The sequence below is a fragment of the Arenimonas sp. SCN 70-307 genome (assembly GCF_001724815.1).
Lineage (GTDB): Bacteria > Pseudomonadota > Gammaproteobacteria > Xanthomonadales > Xanthomonadaceae > Arenimonas.
In genome coordinates this window covers 66,797-79,262 of record NZ_MEDO01000008.1, presented here as the reverse complement: position 1 = coordinate 79,262, position 12,466 = coordinate 66,797, and the positions used below count along the sequence as shown (strand labels likewise).

General features: G+C 72.5%; 9 protein-coding genes. 4 read left to right on the top strand and 5 right to left on the bottom strand.

Annotated features, from left to right (window positions below; genetic code table 11):
- Nucleotides 1–135: 135 nt before the first annotated feature.
- Entirely contained in the window at nucleotides 136–912 is a 777-nt protein-coding gene (locus ABS41_RS04675; RefSeq protein ID WP_290591359.1) for an SDR family oxidoreductase, read from the bottom strand.
- A gap of 61 nt (nucleotides 913–973) precedes the next feature.
- Here ABS41_RS04675 and ABS41_RS04670 point away from each other — a divergent pair, with 61 nt between their 5' ends.
- Nucleotides 974–1,207, top strand: a complete 234-nt coding sequence (locus tag ABS41_RS04670; protein ID WP_290591357.1) for a hypothetical protein — start codon at nucleotides 974–976, stop codon at nucleotides 1,205–1,207.
- Nucleotides 1,208–1,262: 55 nt separating this feature from the next.
- Here ABS41_RS04670 and sppA read toward each other — a convergent pair whose 3' ends face one another.
- Both sppA and ABS41_RS04660 read right to left on the bottom strand, forming a co-directional pair.
- Nucleotides 1,263–3,140, bottom strand: coding sequence for a signal peptide peptidase SppA (gene sppA, locus ABS41_RS04665; protein ID WP_290591355.1), 1,878 nt, complete (start codon nucleotides 3,138–3,140; stop codon nucleotides 1,263–1,265).
- 61 nt (nucleotides 3,141–3,201) lie between these two features.
- Complete coding sequence (locus ABS41_RS04660; protein ID WP_290591353.1) at nucleotides 3,202–4,560, bottom strand: MATE family efflux transporter; 1,359 nt, start codon at nucleotides 4,558–4,560, stop codon at nucleotides 3,202–3,204.
- A 56-nt stretch (nucleotides 4,561–4,616) separates the two neighbouring features.
- Between ABS41_RS04660 and ABS41_RS04655 the strand changes: the two genes are divergently transcribed.
- Nucleotides 4,617–5,828: a DUF3667 domain-containing protein gene (locus tag ABS41_RS04655; protein WP_290591350.1), complete on the top strand. Its 1,212-nt coding sequence runs from the start codon at nucleotides 4,617–4,619 to the stop codon at nucleotides 5,826–5,828.
- Between the two features lie 19 nt (nucleotides 5,829–5,847).
- On the opposite strand, the gene ABS41_RS04650 is transcribed toward ABS41_RS04655, so the two are convergent.
- Complete coding sequence (locus tag ABS41_RS04650; protein ID WP_290591348.1) at nucleotides 5,848–7,386, bottom strand: DUF3106 domain-containing protein; 1,539 nt, start codon at nucleotides 7,384–7,386, stop codon at nucleotides 5,848–5,850.
- A gap of 423 nt (nucleotides 7,387–7,809) precedes the next feature.
- On the opposite strand from ABS41_RS04650, the gene ABS41_RS04645 reads away from it, so the two are divergent.
- On the top strand, nucleotides 7,810–10,008 hold the full coding sequence (locus ABS41_RS04645) for a primosomal protein N' (protein ID WP_290591346.1): 2,199 nt from the start codon (nucleotides 7,810–7,812) through the stop codon (nucleotides 10,006–10,008).
- 9 nt (nucleotides 10,009–10,017) lie between these two features.
- Here ABS41_RS04645 and ABS41_RS04640 read toward each other — a convergent pair whose 3' ends face one another.
- Nucleotides 10,018–11,736, bottom strand: coding sequence for a histidine kinase (locus ABS41_RS04640; protein WP_290591343.1), 1,719 nt, complete (start codon nucleotides 11,734–11,736; stop codon nucleotides 10,018–10,020).
- Nucleotides 11,737–11,820: 84 nt separating this feature from the next.
- Here ABS41_RS04640 and ABS41_RS04635 point away from each other — a divergent pair, with 84 nt between their 5' ends.
- Nucleotides 11,821–12,441 carry a response regulator transcription factor gene (locus ABS41_RS04635; RefSeq protein ID WP_290591341.1) on the top strand — a complete coding sequence of 207 codons (621 nt, stop codon included), beginning with the start codon at nucleotides 11,821–11,823 and terminating at the stop codon, nucleotides 12,439–12,441.
- Nucleotides 12,442–12,466: the final 25 nt, after the last annotated feature.

Below are 12,466 nucleotides of genomic sequence, written 5' to 3'. Positions count from 1 at the left end.
GCTTTCGAGCACTGCGCAACAGCGGCGTCCCGCACCCCGCTCTCACCCCAAACCCTAGGGCAAAAGCCAGACACAAGCGCCTTCAGGCGCGAATCTTTTCGCGCCTGAAGGCGCTCCTACAGGGGGCGGGCAGGGTCAGAAGCCGTAGCGGAGGAAGCCGCCGTCGACGGCGAGGGTTTCGCCGGTGATGTAGCTGGCGGCGGGCAGGCAGAGGAAGGCGACGGCGGCGGCGACTTCCTCGGGTTCGCCGATGCGGCCCATCGGCGTGCGGTCGAGCACCTCGTCGAGGTAGTCGGGATTGGCGAGCTTGCCCGAGGTGCGGCGGGTGCGGATGTACCAGGGCGCCACCGCGTTCACGCGCACGCCGTCCTCGGCCCATTCGCAGGCCAGGTTTTTCGTCAGCTGGTGCAGCGCCGCCTTGCTCATGCCGTAGGGCGAGCCCGTGCGCACGTGGGTCAGGCCCGAGACCGAGCCCACGTTGACGATGCTCGAGGCGGCGTGTTCGCTCAGCAGCGGGAAGGCGAAGCGGCTGAGCTCGAAGGCCGAGAACAGGTTGGTCTCGAAGATGGCGCGCCACTCGTCGTCGGCGTAGTCCATGGTCGGCTTGCTGTCGTTGGTGCCGGCGTTGTTGACCAGGACGTGCAGGCCGGTGCCCAGGTCCTCGACCCAGTCGAAGACCTCGCGGCGCTGCTCGCCGTCGGACACGTCGGCGGCGAAGGCCAGCACCTCGGCGTCGGGGAATTCGTCCTGCAGCTCGTCGCGGGTGGTGTCGAGCTGGCCCTGGTCGCGGGCCACCAGCATCACGTCGGCGCCCAGGCCCAGCAGCTCGGCGGCGATCGCCCGGCCGATGCCCACGCTCGCGCCGGTCACCAGCGCCACCTGTCCGTCCAGCCGCCAGCGGTTCGTGCCCATGGCCATCCTCCTCTCGCCTGGGCGTAGGATAGCCCTCGCCCAAGCCACGGAGCACGCCGCGATGAAATTACTGCCGCCCCTGCTGGCCTGCCTCGCCCTCGCCGCCTGCAGCGACCCGCCGCCCACGCCCGAGGCCGACCCGCCCGAACCGCAGGCGGCCGCGCCGTCCGGCGGCCAGCACACGCAACTGCGCGAGGCCATCCAGGAGCCGCTCGACAAGGCGCGCGCCGTCGAGGACGCGCAGTCCGAGCGCAACGCCGAGCGCGACCAGGCGCTCGAGGACGCCGGCGGCTGAAACGAGGACGCCCGGGCAAGCCCGGGCGTCCAGGGTGTGCTGCCGGTGGCTGCGGTCAGAAGTCGCAGAGGCAGTGCGCGACCGCGCGGTAGGGCGTGGCGGCCTTGTCGTCGAGCCAGCGCAGTTCCTTCTCCACCTGCTGCACGGTGGCGCGGTCCAGGCCCGGCATCGACGGCGCCAGCAGGCGCAGCACCGACTGGTAGCGGGCCTGGCCGCCGACATCGACCAGGAACTGCTCGAAGGGCGTGAGCGCGCGCTCGACATAGCGCACGCGGTACTTGCCTTCCTCGAGGCCGGCGCGGCCGGCGGCCGCCTGCAGGGCGTCGCGGAAGCCGCCCAGCTCGTCCACCAGGCCGCGCTCCTTGGCCTGCGCGCCCGACCAGACGCGGCCGCGGGCGTGCACGTCGATCTGCTCGGGCGTGCTCTCGCGGGCGTCGGCGACCTTGCCGATGAAGTCGGCATAACCCTTTTCGATCACCGACTGGATGATCACGCCCACGTTCGGGTCGAGCGGACGGGTCGGGTCGAAGGCGCCGGCGAGCGGCGTCGTGCCGACGCCGTCCGTGTTCACGCCGAGCTTGTCGAGCACGCGCGGGCCGGTCATGAACAGGCCGAAGATGCCGATCGAGCCGGTGATGGTCGACTCGTCGGCGTAGATCGCGTCGGCGTTCATCGAAATCCAGTAGCCGCCCGAGGCCGCCACGTTGCCCATCGACACCACCACCGGCTTGCCGGCGGCGCGGGTGAGCTCGACCTCGCGGCGGATCTGCTCGGACGGGAACACACCGCCGCCGGGCGAATCGACGCGCAGCAGCACCGCCTTGACGTTCTCGTCCTCGCGCGCTTCGCGCAGCAGGGCCGAGGTGGACTCGCCGCCCACCGTGCCCGGCGGCTGCTGGCCGTCGGTGATCTCGCCCTGGGCGACCACCACCGCCACCTGCGGGCGCTTGTCCATCGACAGGTTCGGCAGGCGCATCTGCGCCAGGTAGGCGCGCATGTCGACCTGGCGGAAGGTCTTCTCCTCCTCGTCGAGCGCGCCGCGCTCGATGAGCATCTGCTCGAGCTCGTGGCTGGTCTTGAGGCCGTCCACCAGCTTCTCGTCCACGGCCAGCTGGCCCAGGTCGCCGCCGGCGGCCTGCACGCGCTGGGGCAGTTCGTTGATCATCGCGTCGAGCGCGCTGCGCTCGAGGCCGCGGGCCTTGGCGATGTCGTCGACGAAGCGGTTCCAGACGTCGGTCATCCAGTACAGGTCGGCCTCGCGCGCCTCGGGCGAGGCCGCGTCGAGGATGAAGGGCTCGGCGGCCGACTTGTACTCGCCCACCTTGAACAGGTGCACGTCCACGCCGAGCTTGTCCTGCAGGCCTTCGCGGTAATACATGCGGTAGCGGCCGATGCCCTCGAGGATCACCGCGCCCTCCGGGTCGATGTACACCTCGTCGGCCTGCGCGGCCAGGTAGTAGCCCTTCTGGTCCATGCCGTTGCCGAAGGCGACGATCTGCTTGCCCGAGGCGCGGAAGTCGCGCAGCGCCACGGCGACGTCGCGCAGCGCGGCGTAGCCGGCGTACTGCAGGCCGTCGGTGACCAGCACGATGCGGTCGATGCGCTTGTCGTCCTTGGCGGCTTCGATGGCGCGCAGCACGTCGCGCAGCTGCACCTCCATCTGGCCCTGGCCCATGGCCTGGTTGAGCACGCGGTCGACCGGGTGGGCGCTGTACTGCTCGACCAGTGCGCCACCGAGGTTGATGACCAGTGCGCTCTTCTCGGCCACCGGCTTGGCGCCGGAGGACAGCGCGACCATCACGAACGGGAACAGCAGCACCAGGAACAACAGCCCCAGGAACACCAGGTTGAGCACCAGACGCCGGACGAAATTGATGGCGTTCCAGATTCCGACGAAGAACCGCCGGATGGGACCGGCCTGAGACTGCGACATGGGTCAACTCCCGAGGATACTGGGCACAGGATACCCAGCCGGGGTGAAGCCCGCATGGGCGTCAGGTCACGGAGACCGCCGGCAGGGGCCGGCGTGAAAGCCGCCAGAAGCGCCAGCCCAGCAGGCTGGCCGCCACGGCGAGGCCGAGGATCAGGCCGGTCCACAGGCCCGGCGCGCCCTGGCCCCTGGCCAGGCCCAGCCAGGCGCCGAGCGGCAGGCCCAGGCCCCAGTAGGCGAGCACGGTGATCACCATGGGCACGCGGGTGTCCTTCATGCCGCGAAGCGCGCCGGCCGACAGGGCCTGAAGGCCGTCGGGGTACTGGAACACGGCCGCGTAGGCCATCAGCAGGCTGGCGAGGGCGATCACGGCCGGGTCGGCGGTGAACAGGGCCGCGAGCCAGGCCGCGCTCGTCACCAGCAGCACGGCCGAGGCGGTCTGGGCCAGCATCGCCAGCGCGTAGCCGGCGCCGGCGGCCCAGCGCACGCCCGACAGGTCGCCGGCGCCCACGGCATGGCCCACGCGCACCGTGGTGGCCATGGCCACGCCCAGGGGCACCATGAAGCACAGGCTGGCGATGAGGATGGCGATCTGGTGCGCGGCCATCTGGGTGGTGCCCAGGGTGCCGATCAGCAGCGCGGTGGCCACGAACAGGCTGCCCTCCATGAACACCGAGACGCCCATCGGCAGGCCCAGGCGCAGCAGCGCGCGGATCGGCGGCCAGCGCGGGCCCTCGAAACGCTCGAACAGGCGCAGGTCGGCGAAGCGGCGCGCGCGCCACAGGTAGGTGGCCATGCTGGCCGCCTGGCACCACAGCACGATGGCCACCGCATAACCCAGGCCCGCCGCGCCCAGGCCGGCGCCGAACATCAGGCCGTAGCCGAGCGGCGCCAGCAAGGCCAGGCCGACGGCGCCCACCACCATCGAGGGCACCGTCCAGGCCACGCCTTCGCTGAGGTTGCGCAGGCAGAAGAACAGGGCCAGGCCGGGCGCGCCCCAGCTGATGGCGCGCAGGAAGGCCACGGCCTCGGGCCGCGCCTCGGGGGTGATGCCCATCGGCCCCAGCGCCAGTGCGCCGGCGCGCACCACGAACACCAGCGCCACGCCCAGCGCCAGCGCCAGCCACAGGGCCTGGCGGAACACCGGGCCGATTTCACCGCGGCGGCCGGCGCCGTTGAGCTGCGAGACCGTCGGCGGCACGGCCATCAGCACGCCGATGCTGACCAGGATCACCACCGACCAGATCGCGCTGCCCACGCCCACGGCCGCCAGCGTCACCGGGCCGTGGCGGCCGGCGAGCAGGGTGTCGACGATGTTCATGCCCATCGACGAGAGCTGGCTCAGGACCAGCGGCAGGGCCAGCACGAAGCTGACCCGCATTTCCCGCAGCAGGCGGGCGGCGCGGATTTCCGAGCGGCTCATGGCATCGATGGCGTGAAGGGCCGGCTATATTAGCCGCAGCCACGCAGGAGCCCGTGATGAGCGACACCGCCACCCCGCCCGCCGCGCCCGAAACCGAGGCCCGGCGCTGCCAGAACTGCGGCGAACTCCTGCTCGGTGAACACTGCTACGCCTGCGGCCAGCCGACCAAGGGCCTGGTGCGGCACTTCGGTTCGATCATCGGCGACTTCATGGACTCGGTGTTCGAGCTCGACTCGCGCATCCTGCGCACGCTCGGGCCGCTGATGTTCCGGCCCGGCTTCCTGAGCACCGAGTATTTCGCCGGCCGGCGCGTGCGCTACGTCAGCCCGGTGCGGCTGTTCGTATTCCTGAGCCTTTTCGCCTTCTTCGCCGCGCAGCTGAGCTTCAACTTCGACGAAGACGACGACGGCGAGGCACCGAAGGTGCAGGTGGGCACGGAGCAGATGCGCGAGGACCGCAGCACCGGCGGCATCCGCCGGGCCACCAGCGTCGCCGAGGTCGAGCGCCTGCGCGACGAGGCGCTGGAAGCGCTGAAGGAAGCGCGCGGGCAAACCACCGACATCCCCGGCGTGGATTTCGGCGTGGGCGTCGGCCTGGACGTGGCCGAGAAGTCCATCGCCGCCGAGGCCGCGCGCCGCATCCGCGAGATCGAGCAGGCCACGGCGGAAGGCCGCGAGGTGCCGGTGCCGCCCGAGTTGCCCACCGATGGCTCGATGAGTTTCAACGGCCGGCCCTGGCATCCGGTGGACAACCCGCTGCACATCGGCTGGATCGGCGAGGGCGGCAATGCCTGGCTCAATCGCCAGGCCGGCAAGGCCAATGAAAACGCCAAGCGCATCCAGGGCGACCCGAACCTGCTCAAGGACGCCTTCCTCTCGACGGTGCCGACCTCGCTGTTCGTGCTGCTGCCGCTGTTCGCGGCCTTCCTCAAGCTGATGTACGTGTTCAAGCGCCGCCTGTACATGGAGCACCTGATCGTCGCGCTGCACAGCCACGCCTTCCTGTGCGCGGCCCTGCTGGTGGTGCTGGCGCTGGATGCGCTGGCGGCCTGGACCGCCGGCCTGCCCTGGCTGTCGCGGCCGATCGGCTGGGTCGAGGTGGCGATGATCTGCTGGATGCCGGCCTACCTGCTGCTGATGCAGAAGCGGGTGTACGGCCAGGGCTGGATCATGACCCTGCTCAAGTACTGGGTGCTGGGCACCGCCTACCTGTTCCTGATCAGCCTGGGCGCCACCCTGAACCTGCTCGTGAGCCTGGTGAACATGTGAACACGGTGACGCCGCGCGACTAGCGGCCGAGGCGTTTGCGCACCAGCGCCTCGCGTTCGGCCGGGGCGGCTTCGAGCAGTTCGCGGCGCAGGCGCTCGCGCTCGGCGGCCGGCAGGCGGCGCGCCAGCGTGGCCAGGTCTTCGCGTGCGGCGGGCGGCAAGGCGCGCAGCATCGCCAGCAGCGGCTCGCGCTCCGAACCCGGCACGTAGGCGAACAGCGGCTGCACCGGCGAGAACCATTCGCCCAGCGCCGGCCCCAGCCACCAGGGCTCGCGCTGGTCGGCGGGCAGTTCGTCGAAACGCGTGCGCCAGGCGTCGCGCTCCTCCCCGGGCAGGGCGTTCCAGGCCGCCGCGGCGGCGGCCACGCGCGCCTGCTCGTCCGGCGACAGCGACATCCAGGCGGCGAGGGCGCCGCGCCGGCGCGCGCGCTCGGCCGGCGGCTGCGAATCCCAGGCGAGCAGGCGAGCGCGCAGGTCTTCGCGCGCGGCCGCGTCCAGCGCCAGCCAGTGCCGCGCCTGGCCCACCAGTTGCCGGCGGGTGTCGGGATCGAGCCGCGGCCAGGTCGCGGCCACCGGTGCCAGCAGCGGCCGTTCGGCGCTGGCCAGCGCTTCGAAGCGCGGCTGGTCGTCGGCGGCCGGTTCGACGCGCGGTGCGCCGGCCGCGCCCTCGGCTGGCGCGACGACTGCCTCGGCGGTGCTTTCGGGCGGCGCGGGCGCGGCCTCGAAACCGGCATCGGCGACCAGCCAGCTCAGGAAGTCCAGGTCGCCGGCATGCGCCCCGGCGTCCGGGTCGGCGAGCGCGGCGTAGTCGGGATGGATGATGGTGTCGGCGTCGGAACTCGCCGGCGGCGCCGGCGGGGCGTCGGCGGCCTCCTGCGGCAGGTCCTGCACCGCGCCCGGCGGCAGCGGCGGCGACGGCCGCCAGAAAGTGGCGGCGAAGGCCAGGGCCAGCGCGACCAGCGCGGCCCAGGCCAGGCGACGCGGCCAGGGCGAAGGCGGCGAGGGCGGCGCTTCGACCGGGAGCGGTTCGCCGGCCAGCACGCGGGCGCGGATCGCGGCCAGTTCGGCCACGCGCGTTTCGTCCAGGGTCTTGACCTGGCGGTGCAGGCGTTCGCGCAGCCGCCCCAGCGCGGCGAAGCTGACCTCCGCCTCGCCCAGCTGCTGCAGCGCGCGCTGCAGGGCGAAGCGATACGTGGCCTCGGCGACACCCATCACCTGGGCGGCATGCGGGAAATCCAGGCCGCCCACCAGCCGCAGCAGCAGGGCGCCGCGCGGGCCGCTGCCCAGGCTGGCCAGCTCCGGTGCACCGCCTTCGCCACCCGCCAGCGCCGGCTGGGCCAGCAGGAGCGACCAGAACCCGGCCGGCCAGCCCGAGAGCGGGGTGACGGCCGAGACCGGCGCGAAGGCGCGCATGGCATGTTCCACGGCGGCCAGGGCGCGCGCCGGGTCGCCGCACTGCAGGTCGGCGAACACGTAGGCGCGCCGCTCGATGCCGCGCAGGAAGGCGGACAGGGCCGGGGAAGGGGTAGGAGAAGGGTGTTTCGGGGAGGCGGAAATCACCCCCCATTCTAGCCAGCCGACAGCCCGCAAAAGCGCTTGACTTTCGCCCGGCAGGCGCTCAGTCAAGCGCGGCGCGGCTTCCGGCGTGGAACGTTGTGCACAGCGGCACGATTCACCCCCCGGGGGCCCCGGGCCCGTCAAACCACTGCCACATTGCCGCCACCCTCACAGCACAAGTCATTGATTCTCATGGGATATGACGGGCTGGTTAAAAAATCGCCAACCCGGCCCGGGGGCTGTTTTCACGGGGGGTGCGCTGTATTGGCCGCAGCCCCTTCCACAGACTTATCCACATGTCGTGTGGATAAGGGGTTTTCGTTTTGGTGAACAGCAGCTTAGCCGCGCTTTGTGATCGATTTGGCAGGTATGCACTGCAAGTCTGTCCACAGCCCTCCCCGGCGGGTCGCAGGCTAGACTGCGCCGATGGATCCGACCCCCGTTCCCGTGCTGCGCGTCGCCCTCCCGGTGCCGCTGCCGCGGGAGTTCGACTACCTGCCGCCCCCCGATGGCCCCGCCCCCGGGGCCGGCTGGGTGGGCTGCCGCGTGCGGGTGCCCTTCGGCCGCGGCGACGGCGAGATGGTCGGGGTAGTGGTGGCGGTCGGCCAGGCCGACGCCGACCCGGCCTCGCTCAAGCCGGCCCGCGAGCGACTCGACGCCAGCCCGCTGCTGCGCGGCGAACTGCTCGAGACCCTGCGCTGGGCCGCGGGCTACTACCACGCACCGCTGGGCGAAGTGCTGGCCACCGCCCTGCCCGGCCTGCTGCGCGCCGGCCAGCCGCTGCCGGACACGCGCCAGTCGGCCTGGCAGGCCACGGCCGCGGGTCGCGAGGTGGCCGCCGCGCCCGGCCGTCCCGGACGTCCACGCGAGCTGCTGCAGCTGCTGGGCGTGCAGCCGATGGCCGAGGACGCGCTCGACCGGCAGCTTCCGGGCTGGCGCCCGGCGGCGCGCAGCCTGCTTGCGCGGGGCCTGGTCGAACCGGTGCTGCTCGAGCCCGCCGCCATCGTCGCCCCGCCCGTCGCCAGCCCGCCCGAACCCACGCCGGCCCAGGCCGGGGCCATGGCCGCGCTGCGCGGGGCGCAGGGCTTCCAGCCGGTGCTGCTCGAAGGCGTCACCGGCAGCGGCAAGACCGAGGTCTACCTGCAGGCCATCGCCGACTGCCTCGCCGCCGGCCGCCAGGCCCTGGTGCTGGTGCCGGAGATCGGGCTCACGCCGCAGGCGCTGGCGCGCTTCCGGGCGCGCCTGGGCGTGCCGGTCGCGGCCTTCCATTCCGGGCTTTCGGACGGCGAGCGCGCGCGCGCCTGGGTGGACATGGCCGAGGGGCGCGCACGCGTGCTGGTGGGCACGCGTTCGGCGGTGTTCTGTCCCATGGTCGAGCCGGGGCTGCTGGTGGTGGACGAGGAACACGACGGCTCCTACAAGCAGCAGGACGGCGTGCGCTACCACGCCCGCGACCTGGCGCTGGTGCGCGCCAGCAAGCTCGGCGTGCCAGTCATCCTCGGCAGCGCCACGCCCTCGCTCGAGTCGCTGCACAACGCGCTCTGCGGCCGCTACCTGCACCTGCGCCTGGGCCAGCGCGCCGGCGGTGCCACGCCGCCGCGGGTGCGCGTGGTCGACGTGCGCAAGCGCCCGCTGGCCGATGGCCTGTCGGCCGAGCTGCTCGACGCCGTCGGCGCCTGCCTGGCGCGCGGCGAACAGGCGCTGGTGTTCAAGAACCGCCGCGGCTACGCGCCGGTGCTCATTTGCCACGACTGCGGCTGGAGCGCGCACTGCCGGCGCTGCGACGCGGCGATGACGGTGCACGCCGGCGGTCGCCGGCTGATCTGCCACCACTGCGGCGCGCGCGCCACGCCCCCGAACGCCTGCCCCGACTGCGCCAGCCTGGCGCTGCAGCCGCAGGGCGCGGGCACGGAGCGCATCGAACACGCGCTGGCGGCGCGCTTCCCCGAGGCGCGCCTGGTGCGCGTGGACCGCGAAACCACGCGCCGACGCGACGCCCTCGGCCAGCACCTGGCGTCGCTGGGCGACGAACCGGGCATCCTCGTGGGCACCCAGATCCTGGCCAAGGGCCACGACCTGCCGCGGCTAACGCTGGTGGCGGTGGTGGGCGTGGACGAAGGCCTGTTCAGCGCCGACTTCCGCGCCGGCGAAAAACTCGCGCAGCTGCTGATCCAGGTGGCCGGCCGTGCCGGTCGCGCCGCCTTGCCGGGCGAGGTGCTGCTGCAGACGCACCACCCCGACCACCCGCTGCTGGGCACCCTGCTCAACGGCGGCTACCCCGCCGTGGCCGCGCTGGCCCTGGCCGAGCGCGAGGCCGCGGCCTTTCCGCCCTATGCGCACCTGGCGCTGCTGCGCGCCGATGCGGGCACCGAAGCGGCGGTCAACGAATTCCTGCGCGAGGCGCACGCGGCCTTCCCGGCGCGCGAAGGCGTGCGCGCGAACTCGCCGATGCCGGCACCGATGGCGCGGCGCGCCGGCCGCGCCCGCGGCCAGCTGCTGCTCGACGCCAGCCAGCGCGCGCCGCTGCACGCGGCGCTGCGCGAATGGCTGCCGCTGCTGCGGGCGATGCGCTCGGCGCGGCGCGTGCGCTGGTCGCTCGACGTCGACCCCACCGACCTTTACTGAGCGCGGCCCTCAGCGCCCGGTCAGCGGCGCGTCGTCGGACTGGCGCACCATCAGGTGCAGGCGCAGGCCCGGCGAGAGCTGGTGCAGGTAGAGCGCGCCGTTGAGCGCGAGCACGCGGTCGCGCATGCCGGTCAGGCCGTTGCCGGCGAACATGCGGTCGATCCGGCCCAGGCCGTCGTCGCGGATGTCGAGGAAGACCCACAGCGCGTTCCTGCGCCGGCTGATGCGCAGCTTGATCTGCGCATGGCGCGCATCGGCGTGGCGCACGATGTTGGTCACCGCCTCCTGGGCCATGCGGTAGATGGCGGTGGCGTGCGTGGTGTCGAGCTGCGATAGCAGGCGGGCATCGCCCTCGAGCTTGACCACCAGCGCCACGCCGGCGTCTTCGGCCAGCCGGCGGATGCCGCCGCGGTCGACCGCGCCGAACAGGCCCAGCTGCTCGAGTCCCGCCGGGCGCAGGTCGGCCAGCACGCGGCCGATGTTGCGCTGCATGTTGCGGGTGATTTCCAGCAGCAGGTCGGCGATGCCCAGCCGGCCGCCCTCGGCCAGGTGCGGCGCGGCCAGCTTGAGGTGGGTCTGCAAGGCCGCGAGGTTCTGGCCGAACTCGTCGTGCAGTTCACGCGCCAGGCGCCGGCGCTCGCTCTCCTCGAGCTGCAGGTTGCGCAGCGCGGCGTCCTGCAGCTCGTCGAGCAGGCGCTGCTCGCGCTGCCGCGCCTTGAGCAGGTCGGCGGCCTGGCGCCGGTAATCGTCCACCGAACCACCGAACACCAGCATCATCGTGCCGGTCACCACCAGGTAGGTCTGCAGCAGCAGCGGCGTGAGCAGGGGCATGCCCAGGTACACCTCCAGCGCGATCGCGGCGGTGAGCATCTGCATCGACACCACCGCGCCGCGCCAGCCATGCCACATGGTGAAGGCCGCGATCGCCGCCACCAGCAGGCGCCGCAGCAGTTCGGCGAACTCGGAGCTGGGGAACTGCAGGCTCAGCACCACGAACAGCGCCATCGCCGGCGCCATCACCGCCAACGCCGAAGCGATGACCCGCGAGGACGGCACGGCATAGCGCGGCGAGAAGATCCACAGCACCAGCGGGGTGAACAGGATCACGCCGATCATGTTGCCCAGCAGGTGCTGCACGCCGAAGTCGCCCAGCGCAGCCCAGGCGCCGTCGCCGCGCAGCGCCTGGCCGCCGATGACGACGGCGAACTTCACGTCGGCGATGACGCCGTCGTTGACCACGTAGGCCAGGTCCTTGGCCGTCACCGCGAACGCGGTCAGCAGCGCCGCCAGGTGCACCTTGCCTTCGGTGCGCATGCCCACGCGCACGCCCGGATGCACCTTCCAGGCCTTGAGCAGGCATACGCCGGTCATCACCAGGAAAGGCTCGAGCACGTTGCCCAGCACGAACTGCAGCGGGTCGGCCCAGTAGCCGAGGAACGCGCCCTGGTAACCGGTGCGCTCGCCGATGACCACGCCCATGGCGATGCGCGAGGCGATGGTGCCGCCGGCGAGCCAGGGCCACCAGCGCGTGGGCAGGCACCAGGCCAGCACGAACAGCAGGCCGGTGGCCAGGTTCCACTGGTAGCGCTGCAGGAACGACAGCGGCATCAGCAGCAGGGCCGTGGCGGTCGCCAGCGCAAGGCCGACCGCCAGCACCCGCGCAGGGCTGGTCGCGCGGGCCTCGAGCCAGCGCGCGGGAAGGCCTTCGAGTTGCCCCTGGCTTGCCATGACCGGCAAGCTTAGCGGCCCGCAAGGCCACCGGCTGGGAATTTTTCTCGCCGGGCCGGTGCCCGGGTTTGCGAGACTTCGCGCATGCATCGCGTCCTGCTCATCGATGACCACGCCGTCGTGCGGGAGGGTTTCCGCCGCCTGCTTGAGGAAGCCGAGGGCTTCGAGGTGGTCGCGCAGGCCGGTACGCCCGCCGAAGCCGTGGCCGCAGCGCGCCTGCACAAGCCGGACCTGGCGCTGGTGGACCTGAGCCTGGGCAACGAGCACAGCGGCCTGGTGCTGCTGGCGCAGCTGCAGGAAGCCGTCGGGGGCCTGCGCTGCGTGATGCTGAGCATGCACGACGACCCGGCGCTGGTGGTGCGGGCGCTCGAGCGCGGCGCCCAGGGCTACTTCACCAAGGCGGTGGCGCCCGAGGAGTTGATCGAAGGCCTGCGCCGCGTGCTCGCCGGCGAGCGCGTGCTCAGCTCCGACCTCACCCCGGCCAACCCGGGCGGCCCGGCCTGCCAGCTCACGCTGCGCGAGCGCGAAACCCTGCGCGGCCTGCTATCGGGCCTGCCGCCGAAGGTGGTGGCCGCGGCGCTGGGCATCAGCGACAAGACGCTCTACCGGCACCGCGCCAACCTGATGGAGAAGCTCGGCGCCCGCCACCCGGGCGAGCTGGCCCAGATCGCCCGCGAGCGCGGCCTGCTGGTGGACCACAAATAGTTCCCCGCGAACGACGACGGCCCCT